We start from the raw sequence: 22,936 nt of genomic DNA on the forward strand, positions 1-22,936 counted from the left end.
ACTTTTGACAGCTTAGCAGAGCGTTTTATATTGTGCCGAGCTGTGGAGGTGAGTCGGCAGTGAGGCGATGAGGTTTCACATCGCACTTTGCCAACACATTCAAGCGGACTTCAAATCGGACGGCAATGTATTCTATCCTTCCTGCGTATCTGTGCTGCTGGCTATGTTTGAGTATGCCTACCCAGATCCTTCAAATTGGCAACTGCGGTGTCAAGTCCGCCTCTCTCGAGCTGCAGGTGAAGAAAAGTGAAAATGGTGTTTCCCAGAGCGACGAGAAGAAGCCAAAAAAATCGAGCAAAAAGAAAAGTGACGCAAAGAAGAGTGAAGCCCGTTCGCCAAGCGATGCCAAAAAAGAAACTGCAGAGTCCTCTGGTGCGGAGATGAGCAAGGGAGCGGAAGCCACAGCGAAGAAAGAACCGGCTAAAAAAGAAGAGGGATTTGGGCTTGCGGCAATCATCATTGCAGTGATAGTCTCATTTGGGGCAGGAGCGGGCGCGTTGCTTTTTATCTTGCGGCGACGTCTGGCTGCAGCACTGCCTCCTGCGCCGCCTAAACAAATTCCAAGCGTACTGGAAACGGCGGTTGTGGTCGTAGAAAGCAAGTCGCTGCATACCGAGTCAGCTCAAGTGACTGTGGCAGCCCAGACAGGAGAAGAACCTGCGAAAGAAAAAACGGCAAGCAAGACCATTCCCAAATCTTTTGATAGCGCAAAGCCAGTGGCGCCTGTTGCCCCGACATATACCGACGAGAGGGCTGAGCTGCCAACCAGTCCCCAGTCCGCGCCGAAAGCGGACGCTGAAAAGCGCTCTGCTCCACGCACGGCCGACAAGGAAAGGGAACTAATTGCTGCAGAGAATGCAACCCCAGCAATCTCAGATGTGGAAAAGCCCACTATTGAGAAAACAACTTTGCAAGAACCCACTGAGTTGGGACTACTGTTAGATGATAATGCCATAGATCTGTCGGATAGCCGCAGCAAAGACCTGTTCATACTGAACACACTGGCGCAAGAGTCGCAGACTAAAAAAGACGATGAACCAGTCTCAGACCAATTGTTACTACCCGAAGAGACAGAACTGTTGCTGGACGGCAGTGTACAGCAGAAACAAGAGACATCGCTGCTGGCGGCATATCAAATGCTCGCAACGCCGGAGGCTGAGCAAGCATTTATGAGTCAAGTGACAGTCTGCACAATGTCGAATTTCGACGAGGTGTTCAGCAACCCTACATGTTGCCCGGAATTTCTGGAAAATAAAAATGGCAGTTTCTTGGTGGCACGGCAGCCTAACTCGGAGGGATATTACGAAATGTTTCTCTTGCCGTCATTTCCGATATCTGATTTCCTGATGCAAGAGAGCATTGCACCCGTCTATGAGCTGAGCACAGCAGGAGATATTCAGAAAGGGTTTCGCATAGAGCGACCTGCTTTGGTCAAAAAAAGCGAGCTGGGTTGGGTTTTGACCGCGAAGGGCAAAATCGTGATGCCAGCTTGAAATTCCCTAACGCAGAAAATGGTTTTCCAACTAAGCGAGCAAGACTGCACAATTGGCTAACATTTATGAAAAGAATCACCATCTTTGGCTCTACGGGCTCAATCGGGCGAAATTCCTTAGATGTGATTGCGCGATTCCCTGACAAGTTTTGTGTGCAGTATCTCACCGCAAATAACAATGTGGAATTGCTGGCAGAACAGGCGCTGCAGTTTCGCCCGCGCGCAGTTGCAATCACAAATCCAGCCTTAGAGCCTGTGCTGCGTGAGCGGTTGCATGGCGAGCCAATAGAGGTCATGGCAGGTCCAGAAGCACTGTGCGACATTGCGCGTCGCAGCGACAGCGACTTTGTCATTGGAGCACTGGTTGGTTTCTCTGGCTTGAAACCTACGGTTGAAGCCTTGAAATGCGGCAAATGCATCGGTTTAGCAAACAAAGAGACCTTAGTCGTGGCAGGGGAAATCATCACCAAGCTGCTTAGAGAATACGGCGGCACGCTATTGCCAATTGACAGCGAACACTCAGCCATCTTTCAGTGCCTTGTAGGCGAACCGCCAGAGAGCATTAGCAAGATTATTCTGACCGCTTCAGGTGGTCCATTTCGCACCCTGCCCAAAGAGGAATTTCATCGCATTACGCTCGAGCAAGCGCTGCGCCACCCGAACTGGAAAATGGGGCGCAAAATTACGATTGACTCCGCAACCCTGATGAACAAAGGTTTGGAAGTCATTGAAGCAAAGTGGCTCTTCGGCGTCCCGCTGGAAAAAATTGAAGTGGTGGTGCATCCACAGTCTATCATTCACTCAATGGTGGAATTTGCTGATGGAAGCATTAAAGCGCAACTGGGCACACCGGATATGCGAATTCCGATTCAGTATGCGCTAACCTACCCTGAGCGTTTCCCAGCCGATTATCCAAGAATAGACTGGCATACGCTGGCGCGCCTTGATTTCGAAGCCCCCGATAAAGAAAAATTCCGCTGTTTAGCACTTGCCTACCAAGCCATTGAGCAAGGTGCATCCTACCCAACTGTTCTGAATGCAGCAAATGAAGCGGCAGTTGCGCTCTTTCTCGAAGAGAAAATTCCATTTGTGAGAATTCCTGAACTTATTGAAGAAGCACTAAATGCGCATCAGAACGGTCAAAGCCTCAGCCTTGATGATTTGATTGAAATTGATCGTGAAACGCGCCGCCAGACCTTTGAGCGAGCAGGTGTATCGGCGCTATCGCTCTAAGTAACGCTTAAGCTTTGCTCGAGAAAAGAACTGTGCTTGCAAGTTGCTTGAAGGGAAAGAGTCTGCACGACTAAGAAAGAAGCACAGGACTGGTGCGACGTGAGCAACTAATCACATCGAGCAATACTTTGGCAACTTCTTTTGAAGGAGAGAGACTGCCTAACTCTGTGCGCGCAGCCAGTAGGCGGGAGCGAATAGCGTGCAACTGCGCCTCATTTGTGAGGAGAGATTTGGCGGTGCGATAAATGTTCTCGGCAGTGACGGCGTCTTGAATTAGCTCAGGCACCAGTTTCGTGTCGCCCTTTATGCCTTCAATGATCAGGTTCGGCAATGCGATTTTTCTGATTTTGACTAAGCGTTTAGCAATCTCAAAATTAAGCCGTCCCATTTTGTAGTGCACAATCATTGGGGTGCCAAATGCCAGGGCTTCCAGTGTCACGGTGCCTGATGTAACCAGTGCAAGGTCGCTGTATGCAAGAGTTTGGTAGGCAGAAGCATAAATAGGCTTTACGGGAGCGCGTGCAAGCAGCAGCTGGTAAAGAGAAGGAGGAATCGTATTGGCTACACCTAAGAGCGAGCGTGTGCCGAACTCACGTTCCAGATGCGCTGCAGCTTCCAGCATCGGTGGCAACATTGCCTTAACCTCGCTCTGACGACTACCAGGCAAAAGACCGATAAAACGCTGTGAAGGTGGCAAATGGTGAGCGCGTAAAAAGTCGGACTTACTAGGCAACTTGTGCGCCGCAATTTCTTCCAAAATAGGATGACCGACAAACGTGGCAGACACACCCCGCTCTGCAAAAAAGCGCTGCTCAAACTCAAAGACCACCAAGAGGCGAGAGACATACTTTCTAATCAGTTCCACGCGTTTCTCACGCCAAGCCCAAACTTGCGGCGCAATGTAGTAGATAACAGGAATGCGCTGCTCGCTGAGAAACTTTGCAAGACGCAGATTCATTCCGGGATAGTCAATAAGTAAAGCCGCATCAGGTTTTTCCTGTAAGATAGCAGCCTTGAGTGAGCGCATCACGTGGCGCAGGAAGTTAAACCGCTTTGCGACTTCCAAAAACCCAACCAGATTGACCTCTTCGGCGCGGTAAAGCTGCTGCATTCCCAGCTCAGCCAAGTGCACGCCGCCAATGCCGAAAAAGCGTAAGGTAGGCACGGCTTTCAGCAGCTCGCGCATCACCCAAGCACCATGTAGGTCGCCCGACGCTTCACCAGCAACCACGAAAAGCGTCGGCGTAGAGTCAGAACTGAAGCTCATCGAATTCAGAACGCAGTTTAGTTGACACAAATCAATTCACGATGCGATGGCAGACTCTGCACTTCAGAGTGTCGCCCACGATTGATTGCGCGCGTAGCAATGCTCACCCTCTCTGGATGCCTGCAGACTGATGGGGCTGGAACGCCAACTCACTGCCAACAGGTATCTTCATCATCGCTATGCTTTGTCATGTGTGTCTCTTGGCAAGACGGCAACGCGGATTGCGATTGCACACACTTGAATTTAGGATTGTTGTAATTTCGCAAAATTTCTTGGCTCTTCAATTTGCCGCAAGCCCGAATGACACTGTCTGTTGTAATTGTCAGCTACAATGTCAAGACTTTCTTGGAACAGTGCTTGCGCTCTGTGCTGAAAGCGGCAGACGGCATTGAGACAGAGATTTTTGTGGTCGACAACCATTCAGTTGACGGCACACAAGCTATGCTGCGAGCACAGTTTGCACATCTGCCAAATGTGCATCTCATCTTCAATAGCGAGAACGTGGGCTTTAGCCGAGCCAACAATCAAGCCCTACGGCAGTGCAAGGGGCGGTATGTGCTGGTGCTGAATCCTGATACGATTGTGCAAGAAGATACATTCCGCAAGATGATTGCGTTTATGGAGCAAGATGAAAAGATTGGGGCAGCAGGTTGCAAGCTGCTTAATGCTGATGGGTCATTTCAGCTCTCGTGTCGGCGCAGTTTCCCAACGCCTGAGATCTCGTTTTACAAGCTAATTGGACTGTCCACGCTCTTCCCGAAAAGCCGCCGCTTTGCCCGCTATAACCTTACTTACTTGCCGATTGATGAAACTTATGAAGTCGATGCGCTGATGGGCGCATTTATGTTTCTTCGCCGCGAAGTCTTGGAGCAGGTGGGATTGTTTGACGAAAGTTTCTTTATGTATGGCGAAGATTTGGACTGGTGCTATCGCATCAAGCAAGCAGGCTGGAAAATTTACTACTATCCGGGCACACAGATTATTCACTACAAAGGTGAGAGCACAAAGAAAGAAAGTTTCAACTACGTGGTTCGTTTCTATGAAGCAATGCTGATTTTTGTGCGCAAACATTATCGCTCGCGTTATTCTCGGCTGTTTGAGGCGCTGCTGGTGGTGGGCATTTATGCGCGGGCAGCGCTGGCATTTTTGCGGCGTGTGCTGGTGCGATTAGTGATACCGATGTTAGACCTGGCACTTGTCGTGGCTGCAATTTTTATCGGCTTTCGATACAAGTTCACCGTCTACCCAGCTGAATTTGTAAGCATTGTGCTACCTGCTTACACAGCAATTTGGCTGGCGTCCTTGCTTGCGTTTGGTCAATACGCCGATACAAAGCGATATGCGCTTAAAACGCTCTGGTTAGGACTGGGGTTCGGTTTTCTGGTCAATGCCTCGCTAACATTTTTCTTCAAGCAGTATGCGTTCTCGCGCGTGGGACTAACTGTGTCCTTTCTTTGCTCCCTGCTGTTCCTAAGCGGCTGGAGGGTGCTCTGGCGAGCGATTCGGCAAAGCCCATTCAGTGGGGCAATAGCGCGCCGAAAGCGAGTGGCAGTTGTGGGCACAGGGCAAGCAGCAATGGAAGTGGCGACAAAGTTGCAAGCCGATATCTCCAAGAACTATGAAGTTGTGGGATTTGTCAGCCCGTCAAGTGATGGTATGCATCACTTGCAAGTGTTGGGAAGGTTAGACGATGTGGTGGACATTGTGCGCATCAATCGACTAAGTGAGCTAATCTTTGTAGCGTCAGAGGTAAGCAACACAGCTGCCTTAGCAGCGATTGCAAAATGTAGCCGTTCTGCCGTCGAATGCAAAATTGTGCCCAGTGGTTTAGATGTGGTGATTGGGAAAGGCTCTATTGAAAGTTTTTCAACAGCGGTGCCATTGGTCGAGGTGGATTTGCCGCTCACTCGCTTCTCACGACAGCTCTCTAAGCGAATCTTTGACCTTGTGCTATGGCTGCCGCTAACAGCTGTGCTGCTGTGGCGACGACATAAGCCGCTCTCGGATATATGGGAGGTGCTACTCGGAAAGAAGACTTGGGTAGGTATGAGCACGGTGCAAAGAGGCACTCAAGCCTCAGCAAATCATGTGGCAGGCTGGCAAGAAGGGGTCTGGAGCTTAGCAGCCCTACAAGGTGCAATGACACCTGAACAACATGAACAAGCAAATCTCTTCTATGCCAAAAATTCTTCGCTGGGGCTTGATATGGAAATCCTGCTGAAAAGTCTCTTTGCTAAGAAGTGAGCGAGGAAGTCAAGTTATTGCGCTCTCCCTGCAGGGCGGCTAAAAGCAAGAGGGCAAAGCATGTTCTCTGGCTCTGATATAATAGGTGCAGAGAGCAGTTCCCTTAGCGACCACGAAGCAGCTCCCTAATGTAAGAAGGTGCAGACGTGCCCAAGTGCATACGAAAATTTTGCTCGCAGAGTGCAAGCACTTTCTTTGCCTCTGCAGGACGACGCTGCTGCAAGTATGACTCTATTAGTACCGTATAGGCAGGTTCATAAAGGTGGTCAGCTTGTAGCATCTTGTGCCCGAGCTCAATCACGACTGCGAGGTTTTGCTCGGCTTGTGCTTTGCTAAGTAGCACTTGCAACGCATTAAGGTAGAGGTCTTTAAGCATCTGACGCTTGTAGCTAGTCCATTCATACTCAGCGTCATTTTTGAGGAATTCATCACGGTAAAGTTCAATTGCGGCGTAGTACTTTTCTGCAGACTGGCTGCGCTGTGCCTCTTTCAAGGCAGCCTCGAAGGCTTCCACATCATACCAGTAATCCACATTCAGCGTGCCGAGATTGAGTTCATAGCCAGAGGGGTGTGTGCGAATATACTTGGACTGGCGAGCCACACGAAGGTTGGGCTCAAACAGCCGGCGAATGAAGGAAATCGCACTGAAAAGCATAACTTCTGCGCTGCGCGTGGAGACCTCTGGCCAGATGCAGTCAATCAGCTGTTCAGTGCGTACAACTTGCTGATGATGCAAAAGCAGTATCTTAAAGACAGCTGCGGTTTTAAGATTCTGCCAGTCATTTTCGTAGATGATGCGGTCGTGAATTTGCACCACCAAGCTGCCAAAGGCTTGAATTTGAATAGGCAGTGCGAGAGCGCTGTGAGAAAGAGAAAGTCGTGGCAGCTCTGTGGGTTGGGGGCTTGCAGAGGCTTTTTTCTGCCACAGTCGCCGCTCGGCATTTTCCAAAACAGGCAGTAGCGTCTCCAGCGACAAGGGTTTGGGCACAAAGTCAGAAATGCCGCTGCGCAAAGCGTCAATAACCAGTGCCATATCGCCCTCCCCTGTGATGAAAATAATCTCCGCATGAGGTTGCAACTTGTGCAAGGCTTTGAGCACAGAAAATCCGCTAAGGTCAGGCAAGCGAATATCAAGCAACGTGATGTCAGGGCAGAGCGCTTCGAACTTCTGCAGAGCGGCTGCACCGCTGGCAGCCGTGTGGACTTGATAGCCGACTAAGGTCAGGCTCTGGGCGACCGTTTCTCTCACGAAGTCGTCGTCGTCAACCAGTAAAAGCCGAAGTGGAGTGCGTGAAGGCTGATTGCGTTCAAGCTGCGCCTTTGCCATAGCATCTTTGCCGTATTTATGCTTGCTTGTCGAGTTGCGAAAAATTTGCTTCAACCAGCGTAAGCGACCGTGATGCTTGACGGGACACGGTTACGCTCGCATGAAGTGCTTGCGCCAGAGAGCGTAGCAAATTAAGAAAACCTTTCTCCCTTGCCTCGAGTTCTTTGGTGGTGGCTAGGTGCACGGTTGTGTATTGGCACTTTAGTTCAAGGCAATTGCGGCGTTGGCGTGTTTTGATGGATAGCTTGGGTCGTCGCCTGCGGTCAACGCGTTCGGCGTGTGTGATAGCATCGCAGAGAATAAGAAAGATGAAAAGGCTAAGTGGACCGGAGGGCACGCGAAGAAAGGGTTGTGCGGCAGTCAGTCTGGTTTGAGTGTGAATGCGCAGCGCCCCCAATCGAGAGCGAAAGAGACGCAATGCAGACTCGAGAAATTCGTGCAAGTTAATGCGGCGTTCCAGCGTGTTGCCTTTGACAAGGTCACTGAGAAGTTCCAAAATCGCTTTCTGGCGCAAAGCACCTTGTCGAATTTGGGTAGATAGTTCGCTAAGCTCATTTGCAATGGAGGTAGGCGGTTTTTCGGCAAGAAGCGAAAGCGTCTCTGCAGCAAAGTTCATCATCGTAAGTGGCTGGCTTAGCTCATGGAGTGCACTGCTAAAAACTTCAGAGAGCACTCTAAGTTTAAGAAGGCTTCCCATAAACCTTCGAAATGTTTTAATGTTTATGCACACCCAAGTATAGTAACGATGAGTGCTAAGACCTGTTGTAGCTTTGCGAGAAGTAGCAATCAATGGTAAGTTTTGATCGACAGCAAGCCTTTTCACTTAGTCGCAGGCAACGCTACAAAAAACGAGCTGCCTTTGTCTTTCCCTTCGGAGGTCGCCCACACTTTACCACCATGAATTTCTACCAGCTTTTTGACAATTGAAAGTCCTAAACCTGTGGAATCTTCCCCGCCAGTTGGGCGCGCTGAAAGACGCTGAAACTTGCCGAAAAGCTTTTTCATATCGTCGGCGCTGAGACCTTGGCCCTCATCACGGACCGAAATTAAAATGGTGGGGTACGGCAGCAGCTCGGTATGCACGCTGGTTGTGATGTGTTGAGGTTGAGCACAAGCCGAAGCTGGCATGGCTGACGTGGATGGCAGAGTGGCATCGTAGCGCCGAGCCTCAACCCAGATAGTTGATTGCTTCAGTGAATACTTCATTGCGTTTGAGATTAAATTTTCAAACACCTCTCGCATTCGACTGGCATCGACTTCGGTGTATAAATTAGGCGCGAGCTGAAGTTCAATTCGCTGCATTTTCTGAGCAGCATTAGGCTGGTTGGCTTCGACAACGCTTTTCAGCAGCATACCGATGTCCACAAGCGATTTTTCTAACTCAACTGAGCCAGCATCAAGTGCCGTAGTCTTAAGCAAACCTGTAATGAGACGCAGCATGCGTTGTGAAGCGTGAAGAATGGCATCGATCATCGCTGTCACATCATCACTTGCAGGTTGCTTTTCTCTAAGCAGCATAGCAAATCCAGCAATGCTCTGGAGCGGATTCCGCAAATCGTGAGCTGCAATGGAGAGCAGCTCTGTCTTGAATGCATCAGCTTGTTCAGCAGCTTGGCGTGCGACGTCTGCGTTTTCTCTTGCCTTGCGAAGCTCGGCGTTCAGTGCTGAGAGGGTTTGATTCTGACGCACCTTTTGCCAGTAGCTGAGCGCAATAAGCCCAGCGACAATCAGCAAAAGTAGTGCTAATGCCAAAAGCAGGCGCTGCACAGTGGTTTTGGCTTCTGCTTCTCTTTGCAAGCGTTCAATTTCTCGGTCTTTGCGTTCCGTCTCAAGCCGGAGCTGCAGCTCCGCAATGTGCTTCTGACGCTCGAGTGAAAGAAGCGAATCTTTAAGGGCACTGAAGCGCTCGTAGTAAGCCAGTGCAGTTTTGTAGTCTCCCATATCACGGTAAATGTCGGAGAGCAATTTGGCAGCGGCTCTGGCTTCATTTTGCGCCTGAATGCGGCTTGCAAGCTCTAAGGAGCGAGTGGCAAACTGCACGGCTTCGGTATGCTTTTTTTGAAGCAAGAGCACATAGCCAATGCGTTCCAGTGATTCAGCAATGTAGTTCTGCACTTGCATCTCTTCACGCAACTGAAGCCCTTTACGGAAGTATCGCAGTGCATCGTCATAGTGGCCGTGAACGCGTGCGCATTCGCCGAGTGTGGTGAGGGCTAAGTCGGTGTAGCGTTTGTCACCGAGCGTTTCAGCGATCTCCAGACCGCGTAGGGCAAAGCGCTTGGCTGCTTCATACTCACCCAGCGCAAAGTAGCTCATCGCAACGCCAACCAGTGAAGAGCAAATAGCGTCTTGTGCATTCAAGGCTTCCGCCTTTTCTAAGGCTTGGGTACGATGTGAAAGCGCAAGATGATGTTTGCCCTGATTCGCATAGCAATCGCCAATGCGGTTTAGCGACCAGCAAATGCCCTGTGCATCACCCATTTCTTCTCGAAGTGCAAGGGCACGAATGTGATAGCTGAGAGCAGAGTCATACTTGCCTTGATAGTCATAAATGTTACCCAAGCTATGATAACACCATGCAATACCTGTTTTGTCGCCAAGTGCGTCATAGAGCGAAAGTGCCTGCCAGCGATGCGCAAGGGCTTTTGGGAAGTCAGACCAGCGTTCATAGACATAGCTGATGGCATTATGGGCATCAGCAAGGCCGCGTTTGTCTTTGAGCTGACTGGCAAGTGTATGCATTTGCTCAGCGTAGTGAAGCACGCTATCGGGCTGATTACGCCAGTAGTAGCGCACAAGACGATGAAGAAGACGAAGATGAAGCGTATCTCTACCCGTTTGAGCAAGCGCTTCAAGAAGGCTGTCAGCAAGTGTGCGAGGCTGTGCTATCGCTGCACTGGTTAAGGTAAAGCAAAGACTTATCAATACGACAGGGGCGATGGGGAACATGCAGCGAAGCATTGTCTTAGAAGTTTTACGGCTTTCTTTGATGCAGAAGCAGTCGTTATATTGTCGCAAAGTTTCTACCAAATCTGCAACCGCAATATGGCTCTGACTTATTCTACGATGGCAATGCCGCTTGGCGCAGTAGCGCCTGACTTTACGCTGCCAGATACGGTTTCAGGTAGGCTGTGCTCGCTTGCTGCACTGCGCTCAGACAAAGCCACGCTGATTATGTTTATCTGCAACCACTGTCCATATGTGCAGCATGTCCAGCCAGAACTGGTGCGTCTGGGCAATGACTACCTGCCAAAGGGCGTCTCAATTATCGCCATCAGTTCCAACGACATAGAAGCCTATCCCGACGATTCACCTGACAAGATGCGAGAAGTAGCTTTGCGACTCGGATACAAATTTCCATATCTTTACGATGAAAACCAAGCTGTTGCTAAAGCTTACCAAGCAGCTTGCACGCCTGATTTCTTCCTGTTTGATGGAAACTTGAGATTGGTCTATCGTGGTCAGCTCGATGACTCACGACCGGGGAATAGCATTCCTGTAACGGGGAAGGACTTGCGTGCAGCGATAGATGCCGTGCTGGAAGGACGGCCAGTGTCGCCAGAGCAAAAGCCGTCTGTTGGTTGCAATATCAAGTGGAAGACAAAGACCGAAGCCTAAATCATACCCAACTCACTGGCTCTCACCCAGCCTTTTTCGCCATTGGGTAGGCGAACTTCTCGCCATTCGCCCGCTTGACGCAGCACACTCACTTTAAGACCCTCGTGAATGATAAAAATCGTCTTGCCCTCTTCTCTTGGCTCGCTTTTGAGGTGAAGCACTGGAGCAAGCACAATCGCATCGGAGCGAGACGCATCGCTGTAGGCTTTGGCGGCAAAGACAACACTGAAGAGCACCGTCAGTGTCAGCGTGAGGTAAAATCCGACCAGCAACACCGTGCGGTGGGGTAGCAGTTGGCGCATATGTGCAATGAGGATAGCCACGAAAAGATAAAAGCTCACAAGAAGCCCTGCAGCAGCGCCTGTAAGTGAAAAGAAATCCAAAACGCGCACAGTCAATGCGTCAAGAAAAAGGGGAGGCATCGGCGGTACCCTGTCTTTTGTGCGAAACTGCGCCAGCTCTAAGTTTGCCAGCACATCTTCATCATTGGGCATCAAGCGACGAGCCTTTTCATAGTAAAGAATTGCATAACCAATCGTGCCCAGCTTGTAGTATGCGTTGCCCAAGTTGTAGTAAAGGGCGCCGCTTTGATAGCCTAACGAGTCCAGCAGCCGATACTTCTGCAGCGCTGCGCTGAAATCTCCAGCTTGATACGCTGCATTGCCTTCCCTGAAAAGTTTGTCGGCATCGATGTCATCAGCATAACCAGCAAGTGGTATAAGCGCAACGATAAGCAGGGCGATGTAATGCATTGGTTACTACGAGTGCTTAGAAAGTTCCGAAATGACTTGCTCTGCTTTGCTGTAGACTGCAGAAAGGTCATCGGTCGTCTCGTTAGCTGGAGCGTAGCGGTAGTATTCGGATTTTTCCAAGATTTTTAGGCAATCTTCAATCACGGGTGCAGGCACTTTTTTCTCCTGCAAAAGCACGCGCAGTTCTTCTCGGGTAAGTGCTAAATCATCGGTGTTGAACTTATTGCCGATAAACTTCACAAGCGCATGCTCAAGCTCGGCAAAGAACTCTTTGGGGCGATGTTGCCTAAGCAGCTCTCGAGCGCGCCGAAGTTGCTTTTTCGCTTCAGAAGAGGCACGGGAAAGACGTGCGAAAGCCACGTCAGCTTGCAGTTTTTCTTCGTGCTTTCTTTGCCGCCACACAAGCAACAGGGCTAATAGTGGCGCAAGAAGGCAAGAATAAAACCAAATTGACTGGTAAATTGGCTTAGGGTGGCGCTCAAGCACGGCATCCGTTTTGATGAAGCGAATGTCGCTACTGAGCTTCTCAAGACTCTGCTTATCGGTCATAGGCATTGCAGCTGTTGCAGCTGCATCGCCTTCCACATCAATTTCAAAGCGAGGCGAAAAGAGCGTGCGATATTCTCTTTTCTCCACATCGAAGAAAGAAAAGGCAGCAGGTTCAATTTCAAACCGACCACTGGTGCGCGGAATGGCAACAATTTCAATCGTCTTGGTGCCACTGACCACCCCCGACTGACGAGAAATCTCTTCCTCAATTTTCGGCTCATATTTCTCAAACGACTCAGGCAAAGTGAGCAGAGGAGCTGAAACCGCTCTGAGGTTGCCCTCACCCGAGATGGTGAACCGAAATGTAAGTGGCTGTCCAGCTTTTACTTTGGTTTTATCTACAGTGGCAGTCATCGTGTATTTGCCGACTGCACCTGTAAATGTGGCAGGTTTAGGTTCAGGCAGCGGCAAGACCTCAAACTTAATTTCAGGCGCGACCACATCAATTTTGACTTTTTTGCCAAGTGTGCCTAAAAAGGCATCAAAGTCGTCGAACAGTGAGCGCCCGCTTTGTGGCTTGATTCTGGAGAGCAACGCATCGCAACTGAGTTTGTAACTGCCGTTACTCAGTATGCCAGGGCGTGTGGGGAAAAGAATCATTTTCTTGACAGTATAGACTCGATAGAGTGAGCCGTTAAGAAATTCAGTAGTGTGAGGCACGCCCATCCGCCCCTGCTGCAAGTCAATTTCTTCTACCCAGAAGCCCTCGGGCTTGACATCTTTTTCAACGACCACATTTGTGACATCAGCGCGTTCATAGAGCTTGTAAGTAACGGTAGTCGCTTCGCCAACATAGAGTTTGGTCTTGCTGACAATAGGCTTGATGAAGACAAGGTCAGAGTAGAGGTGGCTCTCGCCACTTTGACTGTGAGGTGCTTGCGCAAGGGATTTGCGAACGGTAACTTCCACAGGATTGGTCTGATAAGTTTTGCCATCAATGCGGAGCGTAGCGGGCGGAATGATGAGTTTGCCTTCCTGCCGTGCAATCAGCGTGTAGCTAAGGACACGCGACTGCGAAATGCGCCCATTGATGATGCTCACGCTGGTAGACTGCGACTCGCCGTATTTTTCCACACCAGAGAGCTTACCTAACTGCACACTCTCAACACTGGCACTGCCCTGAATCTCAATCTGGTATTCAAACGGTTCGCCAACGCTAACCGTGGTTTCGCTCACCGAAGCGCGCACCGATATGTCTTGTGCGCATACTGTTTGCCACCCATACATCACGGTCACAATCAGACTAAGTAACAAAAGTCGCTGCAGCATTTGCATCTTTCCAACGACAGTTAGGGTTATTTCTTAACAAGTTCGCAGGCGCGTTCTGCAGCACGCACCACTGCTTTGATAAGCGTGACACGCAGGCCGCCTTCTTCAAGTTCCAAAAGCCCATCAATCGTGCAACCCGCAGGCGTGGTAACGCTATCTTTAAGCAGTGCAGGGTGCTGTTTCGTTTCCAGTGCCAGCTTGGCTGCGCCTAACATTGTTTGCGCTGCTAAAAAGGTGCTAATATCTCTTGGAATCCCGAGCTTGACGCCCGCTTCCGCAAGTGATTCAATCACAACATAAATGTAAGCAGGTCCGCTGGCGGAAAGAGCCGTTACACCGTCAAAGAGCGCTTCATCAAGCTCGACCACTTCGCCCACGGCACGAAAAAGCGTTTTTGCCATGTCAAGGTGCATTGCGTCGGCAAATTGACCTTTGCAAAGCGCCGTCATTGCAGCTCCAACAACCGCAGGGGTGTTTGGCATCGCCCGCACCACTGGAATGGGCTTGTGCAAATGCGCCTCAATGTAAGCAGTCGTAACAGAAGCCGCAACACTGATAAGAAGTTGCGAGGGCTGAAGCACGTCGCAAATTTCAGCACAGACGCTGGACACGTTCTGCGGTTTCACCGCAAGCAAAATGATGTCGGACTTCTGCGCAACCCAACGATTGTCCAAAACCGCTTCAACACAGAGCTTAGAGCGCACACGCTCGAGCGAAGACGGATGCTTAACGCTGCAAAGCAATGCATCGCGCCTCAAAATCCCATTTTGCAGTAAGCCTAAGGCAATCGCTTCACCTAACTTACCTGTGCCGATAATGCCTAAGGTTTTCTCAGAGAGCATAGAAGTTTAGGTGTAGATTTTGGACTACCAGTCTTTTTCTGGACGCACAGAGCCAGCTGACTTCTTGGCTTGATACTTTTTTAGCATTCCTTTTTCGTTGTCTTTCAAAGCGTCTAAGATGCGCTCCGCTTCCTCTGGGCTAAAATTCTGCAACTTTGGCATTTGCGGTTTGTCCTGAGCGCCAGAAGCATCTTGTGGGGGTGGCGGCGGTGCGGTGTCTTTTTGCTCGCCCTGTGGAGGCTTCGCATCTTGTTTATGAGGGTCGGGCTGTGTGTCTGAATTTGGGGTGTCTTTCTGCTTGTCGCTCTGGTCATTTTGCTGATGTTGTCTGTGTTGCTCGCGCTGTTTCTGGCGCTGCTCTTCTCTATGCAAAAGAGAGCGAACAAACTCGTAGTTTGTCTTTGCGTCATAGTCTTTGGGATTGAGCGAGAGAGCTTCTTTGTAGGCGCTCAAAGCTTGGCGGTAGAGGTTCATACGCTCCTCGACGGGAGCATTTCTGCCCTGTTGCACCAAAGCGTTCCCGATGTTGTAATGCGCATCAGCGCGTAAGTCAGCACTGAGGCTTGGATTCTGAGCCAGTGATTCAAACTGCTTGATGGCTTCAGCATAATTGCGTTTCCGATACTCCACATTTGCTTGATTGAACAGCGCTTCTTTCTTCTCTTCCAGTGAAGATTTTTCTGAGGCTACCTTGTCGTAATACCGTTTGGCTTCATCGTACTCGCCACGATTGTAAGCGCGGTTGCCACGCTCAATATCTATAAACTGGGCCTGTGCCGTGTGCCACATAAGCCCGAAAGCAAGCACGAGGATAAGCGATTGATGCGTCATAGCAGAAGCACTATTTGCGTGTCCATGTCCACTTGCGTTCCGATAGCAAAGTGTCGGCAATCAAGAGCACCAAAGCCATGGAAAGCAAGATTTGAAAGCGGTCGTCGTAGTCAACATACTCTCGCGAAGCCAGTTCCGCTTTTTGTAGCGAGTTAAGTTCAGAAGCAAGCGGCTCAAGACCACTGGTTTGCGCATCAATGCGATAGAAATTGCCGCCGGTTTGGGTCGCCAAGGCACGCAAGTGGTCAGGCACGAATGCGGTGGTAACAATGCCGGCTTGATTGCGCTTAAAATCAATGCGCCGACCTTGTGCATCGAGCACAGGAATCGGCACAGGGTTGTCCGAGCCAATGCCCACTGCATAAATGCGTATTTGCTCAGCTTGGGCGGCATCAATAGCGGCTTGCAAATTGCCTTCGTGGTCTTCGCCATCGCTGAACATCAAGATGACCTTGTTACGCGGCTGGCTTCTGTCACTTGCAGCGGCACCGCTCTCAATGCCACGAAAGGCACGCACCGATTCCAGAATCGCATCACGAAAATTAGTGCCCTGTGGTTGGATAGCATCAGTGGAAGCCACTTCCAAAAAGAGCCGAAGAGCATTCTTGTCAGTCGTTAGTGGGCACTGCAAGAATGCTTCGCCTGCAAAAATAACCAGCCCGATGCGGTCTTCGCCCAGCCTATCGAGCAGGCGACTGATTTCATACTTGGCTTTCTGCAATCGATTGGGCTTGACGTCTTCAGCCAACATACTGTTTGAGACATCGAGCGCAATGACAATATCAATGCCTTTCTTCTTGACCTCTTTGAGGCGCGTGCCGACTTGTGGCGCGGCAAATGCAACAAGAATGAGGGCGGCAGCCACCCAAATGAAGATGGCTTTCCAAACAGCTTGTGCACGGCTATGCGAAGCAGCAAGCTGCTGAACCAATTCAAAGTTCCCAAACTGGCGTAGTGCGTTCCAGCGGGCCCAAAGCCCATAGATAAGAAGCAGCGCCAGTGGAAGCAGCGCCCATAGCCACTGCAGATGTTCTGGATAACCGAACCGCATTCTGCCGAAAGGAAAGCCCAAATATACAGCTTACCACGAAGCCAGTGAAACCAACTGAAAGCCTTGTGCAGCAAAAAGCCCTCAAGAAGATAGGCAGCGTGGGTGGAGTGACTGAACTGTGATTCACCGCAACAAAAGCTGCACGTGCCTTGCCAGCTCACCGCTTTAGTTTCTTGATACGGATTTTGCCCTGCGATGCTTGCAGTGAAATCAGTGCACCGCCACCGTTGAGCGTGATGGTGAGTTCATCATCAGAGCCGTCTATACCATTTGTTCTTTGAGCCTCAAAGTCTGAAAGAATGCGGCTGGCTTTGCTGCGGCTGTTGCCCCCAGCTCGAGCGAGCGAATCAAGTTGAGCAGCGCGTGCCTTTACCAAGTATTTTTGCAGCGCGCCGAGTTGACCAGCAGTGAGGACATAGCGAAGGCTGTCAATGCTAACAACAATTGTTGAACCACCAAAGCCTTCTGGCGTGGTAATCAAAACAGGTTTTAGACGCAGGCTGTCAATGACAAGAACAGAGCTGTGTGCAAAGTGATTGGGTCGCACAATTACTGCAGAGCCCGTAATAAGACTATCCACAATGCGCCCTGATCGTACTAAAGGAAGTTTAATAGTTGTGTCAAAGCGAATCACGAGGCTGTGTTCATCGATGTCTGTTGAGTTGCGAAGTGCGCGCAGCTCTTGAATGAATGCATCAATTTCTCGCAGGCGATGGAGCGTATGGAGGTAAGGTAAGCGAGACAAAGATAGTGAGTTGTCTCGTACTTGTGCTTCAATAGTCGCTTTTGCTGATTCAGGCACGCGAAGCTCAATGTCGCCAAATGTGGTGCTTAGGAAGCTGTGTCCAGCCGCATTGGGGAGAAGTTCTGCGTAGATGTTGCCTGCAGTGGCGTGAGCTGAAATTGTCCCAGCAATATTTTCCAAACGAATAGAGCCGCTGCTGGTTTTCACATCTACTTTACCAGTGGCGCGTTTCACTGTGATGTGACCGCCAGAGGTAGAAGCACTCAGGTCAGAATAGGCGGCTTGCACGCGAATATCGCCACCAGAGGTGTTCAGAAATGCATCGCCCTGAACAGAATCTATATAGATGTGTCCCCCTAAGGTTTTGACATGCAATTTGTTGCCAGCTGTGCCAATACGCACTGTGCCGCCTGAGGTGCTGACATCTAAACGACCACCGACTTTGCCGATGCGAACATCGCCGCCTGAAGTTTTTACATATCCGTCGCCTTGGGCTTCTTCAAGAGAGATAGAACCGCTGGTGGCAGAAAGGTCAACGTTGCCTTTCACCGTGTGTAGGCGAATATCCCCATAGTTGCTCGAGGCGCGCACAGAACCAAGAAGTGTCTCTCCAAGCAAAATATCGCCAGCCAGTGATTTGAGCTCGAGGTTGAACATGACAGGCACGCTGACTTCAAAGCGGAGAAGACGACTCGGGCGGCTCGGCCAACTGGAGCGTTGAGGACGGTAACTGACACTTACAGTATTACCGCTCTGAGCTATTTTGAGAGCGTTGCTCTCGTCCTCGTCGATGCCCACTGCGCGTATTGAGACCACATTGTCGTCTCTCACCGAGACCACGATATCCCCAGCGCTAATGGAAATTTGCAGAGACCCACCGGGCTGAACGAAGAATGTGCGTTCAATGTCAGTGCGCTCGTCTGAGAGCGACCCGCCAAATAGCGTGCGATGAAGCGCTAAAAAAAGCAGCAGCGATGCAACCAGATTCTTCATAGCTTGTAGCAGTTGGGTTATTGGAGAGAAAGAGGTTCAGAAAGTTCTTCGAGCAATGCACCTGCATTAGTGCGAATGTATGGATTCTCATCTTGCTCCAAGCGCGTTCGCAACTTAGAAAGCGAAAGCGCATCAAGCGAGAAGCCAATGCCGCGTGCAAGTGCGTCTATCGCCGCAATGCGTAGACCAGCGTTTGAGTCGTTCATCAATACATAAAGCAGCGCTTGACCAATTTCAGCAGTGGGCGGCAACTGGAGCAGAAGGTTCAAAGCATTATGCCGTAACTCAGTGTGCAGGTCATACTTAACAACGCGAATCAGTGCAGCACGAATATCAGGCTGATGCAATAGGGCAGGTGTTTGATGCAAAATACCAAAGGCTTGCTGGCGACTCTCCAGCGGTTGATCAGCAGCCAAAGCACGGGCTAACAAAGCACAAATGCGAGGGTCATGCACTGTGCCAGATAGTTCCTGTGGCACAAGTACATCGAAGTCAATGCGGCAGGTGCTATCGGTAAGGGATTCGATGGTGCGAACAAGAGCCCGTTGTGCAAAGTCCTTGGAAAAACCTTGTGTGGCAGAGTGAGAAAGAGTAGGCAGCTTAAACGAAAGAAAGAACGTAACATACCCAACCAATCCACCTAAGATAAACACCAGCACCATAGTGAGTGCCAGTTGATAAAGTGATGCAGGCTTTGCGTGCAGCGGTATGAACGCCTCAAGCGCAAACAAAAGCCGCTGATAGAAAGAAGGTGGAGCTGCTTCAAGACGAAGACGGGATTTCAGGGCAGCACGGGCATCAGCTAAAAGTGTTGATGGAGGTGAAGTGGCAAAAGCTGTGTTAAGGCGTGCAAGCAAGGTTTGCAGTGTGCTAACCTGTTCTCTTGCAACCGCGTCTTGCTGAAGAAGGGCATCTATTTCTTCCTTTTCGTCGTTGCTGAGTGCATTCAGCACGTAGAGTATCAGTCGTTCATTGAGCTCATTAGGGTTCATCGTCGTCATGATAATTGTTGGTTAAACGGATAAATCGCGTAGCACGCGCTGCAAGCGGGTAACAGCCTCATAGAGATGCTTCTTTACGGTGCCTTCGGCACAGTTCATCATCTTAGCGATTTCTTTGATGGAGTAACCTTCATAATGTTTGAGCAAAAATGCCATCTTTTGATGGGGTGAAAGACTCATCAAGGCCTCCTCAACTTGCAAAGCAAGCATAGGACTGGGCGATACAGCGTAGCCATTGAGGGCGTCCTCGGACTTGAGCACATCTTGTTCCTGAGATAAGCGTTGCTGCTGCGTACGGTAGCTCAGGCAAACATTTGTAACGATTTGATATAGCCAAGTGGAAAACTCGCTGCGACCTTCAAACTGCGGCAAACCTCTATAGACGCGCAGAAAAATTTCTTGGTAGAGGTCTTTAGCATCTTCCTCGCTGGCGGTATATCGCCATACCAGTGCAAGCACCCGCTCATCGTATCGCTCAACAAGGCGTTCAAATGCACGGAGGTTACCTGCCTGCGCAGCCTGAATCAAATCCATCTCAGAAATCGACAGTTCGTGCTTCGCCATTGCGAGTAGTTGGCTTCGCTTTCTTAGTAAGACTGGCAGAGAAGCCAAAAAGTTGGGGGTGGAAAAATTTTTCATGGATTTGGCAGGGAGAGATGCAGGCAAAAGCTCACTGGGCATACACCACCGATATGAAGATGTTCAATAGGACACCGCATTTGTGCCTGCCTGCAAGCAAATTGAAGCGTGTGGCACAGGGATAGAATAAGATCGCGCATGCTCTGCGCAGCGATTACAAATAATCTGTGCAGCAGAGTGAGGTGCAAGTAGCATTGTGGTTGGATGTTTCACATATCACGCAGGGCAGCACAGAGCGGAGTAGCTTGGAGCACGCAGAGAGCGCAGTCAGGTAAAAAAGGGAGCAGCGTTGAGACGTTCGCTTCGCCGCTCCCAACTTTGTATCCCTATTCCATCTTTAATCCAGCTGTGAAGTTTTGGTGTCAGCGTTCTTAACATACTTTTCGAGCCACTCATGCATTTCATACAGCATGTGCATCACGGATTCACGGGCTTGGTAGCCGTGTGATTCATGCGGCAGAAGCACCATTCGGGCAGTCTTACCAAGCCCTTTAAGCGCATTGAAGAACCGCTCGGTTTGAATCGGGAAGGTGCCTTGATTGTTGTCAGCTTCGCCGTGAATGAGCAAAATGGGTTCATTGATTTTATCGGCATGCATAAAAGGTGACATGGCAATGTAGGTTTCAGGGGCTTGCCAAAGCGTGCGTTCTTCGTTCTGGAAGCCGAAGGGGGTCAGCGTGCGATTGTAGGCGCCGCTGCGGGCAATGCCAGCTCGGAATAGGTCAGAATGTGCAAGGAGGTTTGCCGTCATAAACGCGCCGTAAGAGTGACCACCAATCGCAATCCGACGGCGGTCAGCTACGCCGCGCCGCACGACTTCCTCCACAGCGGCTTTGGCACTTGCAACCAACTGAGGAATGTATGTGTCGTTAGGCTCCTTGCCACCCTCACCGACGATTGGCATAGTTGGGCCGTCCAAAATTGCGTAGCCTTGCGTGAGCCAAAAAAGTGGCGACCCCCAGTTGATACGCGTAAAGCGATATGGAGAGCCGACAACTTGACTGGCTGCCTGTGCACTCTTGAACTCGCGCGGATAAGCCCACATCAGCATCGGCAGAGGACCTTTCTCTGGTGTCCAACCTTCAGGGGTATAAAGCGTCGCAGAAAGCTCCACGCCATCTTCGCGCTTGTATTTGATGAGTTCCTTCTGAACTTTTGCCAGAGCGGGTGCAGGATGCGGAAAATTCGTCAGCGCGGTCAGCGTGTTATCAGATAGGTTTCGCACAAAGTAATTTGGTGGGTCTGTTTGCGACTCACGGCTGGTTACGATGCGCTGGCTGGCTTCATCCAGCACGTCAATTGGATATTCGTAGTAGGGCGCAGCTGACTGCCAGAGACGCTCTGCTTTCTTTGTGGTGAGATTAAACTTATCCAGAAAAGGCTTGTCGCCCTCAGGGGAGGCACCTTCGCCAATCATCAGGAGCGCATTGCCGCCATCAGCAAGATGTAGGACTGAAAAACCGTTTGGGAGCATTTTCATCACTGGCTCGCCTGGGTCACTGTATCGGTCTTCAAAGGAGCGGTCAAAAAGCAAATCAGGCTGAGCATCTTTGACATCAGGCATAAGTTTCCAAGTGCGGATTTTGCGTGTCGACCACCAAGTTTCGCTGATGAGCGCAAAGTGCGTCTCGCTCCAGAGTGCGCTTTGAAAGCGATAGGTTAAGGCTGCAATTTCCTTCGGTGCATCTGTAAACGGCTCGGCTAAAACAAAGAGCTTATCACGCACCTCAGCTTTGACCTTCGGGTCGCCATTATCCTGAGCTTCGACCCAGTAAAGCGTGGCTGGGGCATCGGGACGCCACTGACAATTCCGGACACCTTTGCGTGCTGCATCACGCCCAAGCGGAATATCTTCAGCAAGCGGTAAGTCAGCAATTTCCTTAACCAATTTGCCAGTCAAGTCCAGAACTTCAATTTTCTTCGGAAAACGGGCGGCGGGCACAAGGTATGAAAAGGGTCGGTGCAGCGTTTCCACCAAGAGATACTTCCCATTTGGCGAAGGCTGAAAAGTGGCAATTAAACCTTCTTTGGCAATCGGTTTGAGCGCGCCAGACAGCGAGACTTGCGCTAACTTGGACGCAAGGAAATACTCAAAGAGTGCCTCATCGTGAGCGTTTTTCAGAAGGTCTTGAAAGGTTGGTGCAGCAGCTGTCTTGCCCGAAGTTTCTTGAATAACAGGACCAGTTGGCACGGCAGGCGCCAGAGGCTCTTTACCACGCTTGTCGGAGATAAGTTTAACAATCAAGCCTTTGCTGTCGGGCAACCACACAAATGCTGGACCGAATGCATCATTCAGAGGTGCATTAATCAGTTTCTTTGCACTGGCCGTAGCTACATTAGCTAACCAAAGCTCAATGCTGTTGGAGCGCGTAAGGGTAAAAGCAAGGTAAGCCCCATTTGGCGACCAACGCACATTCGTAATACGTGCCTCACTGGGCAAGCCTGAAATCACACGTTCCTCTGGTTTATCAATTGACCGAAGCACCAGTTTAGTAAAGTAACTGGCTCGGCTTGGACCGTTGGTGCGCGGATTGATACGCAAGCCAGCAAGACGATACTCAGGTGCCGCTAACTCCGAAATCGGCGGCAGGCTCGGCCGTTCCAGAATAAGCATCAAGGTGCGATTGGGCGAAAGGCTGACAGCAGGCGTAGGCGGCGCATCTACCAAATCGGCAATCGCCTTCGGTGGCATCTTATAGCCAGTGCTACCTTGTGCGAAAGTAGATTGGCTCATAGTTAGCAAGGCAAGTAGTGTGAGCGCAAGGCGCAGCCGTAAAATAGTTGCTTGCATAGTTGAAAAGTCATAGTTGTTGATGAGCTTCTTGCTTGGGAAGGAAGCTAAGAAAATCTGTGGTAAGTTCAACACTATGAAGTATCACAAAGTGAAGTAAGCGCAAAAGGAAGTACTCACTCTTTCTTTTAAGATAGTCTTACCCCTCAAATAGCTGACATCGGAGTGGCTCAGCCTCTGGAAGCAGCACAGACACAGTGCGTTCTAAGGCGAGTTATTATCATACGGTCTCACTGCTGGGTTTGGAATTATCCAATACATACCGTAATATCGGCGGCTGTTCAACGCCTGT

General features: G+C 50.2%; 17 protein-coding genes. 4 read left to right on the forward strand and 13 right to left on the reverse strand.

The window, feature by feature from the left end; genetic code table 11:
• The first annotated feature begins 173 nt into the window (after window positions 1-173).
• Both NZM05_04500 and NZM05_04505 read left to right on the forward strand, forming a co-directional pair.
• Entirely contained in the window at window positions 174-1,493 is a 1,320-nt protein-coding gene (locus tag NZM05_04500) for a hypothetical protein (protein MCS7012877.1), read from the forward strand.
• Window positions 1,494-1,558: 65 nt separating this feature from the next.
• Window positions 1,559-2,725, forward strand: a complete 1,167-nt coding sequence (locus NZM05_04505) for a 1-deoxy-D-xylulose-5-phosphate reductoisomerase (protein ID MCS7012878.1) — start codon at window positions 1,559-1,561, stop codon at window positions 2,723-2,725.
• Between the two features lie 70 nt (window positions 2,726-2,795).
• On the opposite strand, the gene lpxB is transcribed toward NZM05_04505, so the two are convergent.
• A complete protein-coding gene (gene lpxB / locus NZM05_04510; GenBank protein MCS7012879.1) occupies window positions 2,796-3,992 on the reverse strand; it encodes a lipid-A-disaccharide synthase in 1,197 nt (398 codons plus the stop codon).
• 300 nt (window positions 3,993-4,292) lie between these two features.
• Between lpxB and NZM05_04515 the strand changes: the two genes are divergently transcribed.
• The gene (locus tag NZM05_04515; protein ID MCS7012880.1) at window positions 4,293-6,236 is read left to right on the forward strand and encodes a glycosyltransferase; all 1,944 of its coding nucleotides are present in this window, start codon (window positions 4,293-4,295) and stop codon (window positions 6,234-6,236) included.
• A 103-nt stretch (window positions 6,237-6,339) separates the two neighbouring features.
• Here the strand turns inward: NZM05_04515 and NZM05_04520 are convergent, their stop codons facing one another.
• From NZM05_04520 to NZM05_04530, 3 genes are all read right to left on the reverse strand, one after another.
• Window positions 6,340-7,563, reverse strand: coding sequence for a response regulator (locus NZM05_04520; protein ID MCS7012881.1), 1,224 nt, complete (start codon window positions 7,561-7,563; stop codon window positions 6,340-6,342).
• Window positions 7,564-7,579: 16 nt separating this feature from the next.
• Window positions 7,580-8,260, reverse strand: coding sequence for a hypothetical protein (locus NZM05_04525; protein MCS7012882.1), 681 nt, complete (start codon window positions 8,258-8,260; stop codon window positions 7,580-7,582).
• Between the two features lie 122 nt (window positions 8,261-8,382).
• Entirely contained in the window at window positions 8,383-10,524 is a 2,142-nt protein-coding gene (locus NZM05_04530) for a tetratricopeptide repeat-containing sensor histidine kinase (protein MCS7012883.1), read from the reverse strand.
• Between the two features lie 84 nt (window positions 10,525-10,608).
• Here NZM05_04530 and NZM05_04535 point away from each other — a divergent pair, with 84 nt between their 5' ends.
• Entirely contained in the window at window positions 10,609-11,181 is a 573-nt protein-coding gene (locus NZM05_04535; protein MCS7012884.1) for a thioredoxin family protein, read from the forward strand.
• On the opposite strand, the gene NZM05_04540 is transcribed toward NZM05_04535, so the two are convergent.
• The 9 genes from NZM05_04540 to NZM05_04580 all read right to left on the reverse strand — a co-directional run bounded on the left by NZM05_04540 (window position 11,178) and on the right by NZM05_04580 (window position 22,644).
• Window positions 11,178-11,933, reverse strand: coding sequence for a tetratricopeptide repeat protein (locus NZM05_04540; protein ID MCS7012885.1), 756 nt, complete (start codon window positions 11,931-11,933; stop codon window positions 11,178-11,180). The genes NZM05_04535 and NZM05_04540 overlap by 4 nt on opposite strands.
• Window positions 11,934-11,939: 6 nt before the next feature.
• Complete coding sequence (locus NZM05_04545) at window positions 11,940-13,751, reverse strand: BatD family protein (GenBank protein ID MCS7012886.1); 1,812 nt, start codon at window positions 13,749-13,751, stop codon at window positions 11,940-11,942.
• 26 nt (window positions 13,752-13,777) lie between these two features.
• The gene (gene proC, locus NZM05_04550; protein ID MCS7012887.1) at window positions 13,778-14,593 is read right to left on the reverse strand and encodes a pyrroline-5-carboxylate reductase; all 816 of its coding nucleotides are present in this window, start codon (window positions 14,591-14,593) and stop codon (window positions 13,778-13,780) included.
• A gap of 24 nt (window positions 14,594-14,617) precedes the next feature.
• Complete coding sequence (locus NZM05_04555; GenBank protein MCS7012888.1) at window positions 14,618-15,424, reverse strand: tetratricopeptide repeat protein; 807 nt, start codon at window positions 15,422-15,424, stop codon at window positions 14,618-14,620.
• Window positions 15,425-15,434: 10 nt separating this feature from the next.
• Window positions 15,435-16,475: a VWA domain-containing protein gene (locus tag NZM05_04560; protein MCS7012889.1), complete on the reverse strand. Its 1,041-nt coding sequence runs from the start codon at window positions 16,473-16,475 to the stop codon at window positions 15,435-15,437.
• A gap of 157 nt (window positions 16,476-16,632) precedes the next feature.
• Window positions 16,633-18,213 (reverse strand): DUF4097 domain-containing protein, encoded by a 1,581-nt coding sequence (locus tag NZM05_04565; protein MCS7012890.1) that lies wholly within the window; start codon window positions 18,211-18,213, stop codon window positions 16,633-16,635.
• A gap of 17 nt (window positions 18,214-18,230) precedes the next feature.
• Window positions 18,231-19,205: a HEAT repeat domain-containing protein gene (locus NZM05_04570; GenBank protein ID MCS7012891.1), complete on the reverse strand. Its 975-nt coding sequence runs from the start codon at window positions 19,203-19,205 to the stop codon at window positions 18,231-18,233.
• A gap of 21 nt (window positions 19,206-19,226) precedes the next feature.
• Window positions 19,227-19,778: an RNA polymerase sigma factor gene (locus NZM05_04575; GenBank protein MCS7012892.1), complete on the reverse strand. Its 552-nt coding sequence runs from the start codon at window positions 19,776-19,778 to the stop codon at window positions 19,227-19,229.
• A 412-nt stretch (window positions 19,779-20,190) separates the two neighbouring features.
• Window positions 20,191-22,644, reverse strand: a complete 2,454-nt coding sequence (locus NZM05_04580; protein MCS7012893.1) for a prolyl oligopeptidase family serine peptidase — start codon at window positions 22,642-22,644, stop codon at window positions 20,191-20,193.
• Window positions 22,645-22,936: the final 292 nt, after the last annotated feature.

It is taken from the genome of Chloroherpetonaceae bacterium (assembly GCA_025056565.1).
Classification (GTDB): domain Bacteria; phylum Bacteroidota; class Chlorobiia; order Chlorobiales; family Thermochlorobacteraceae; genus Thermochlorobacter.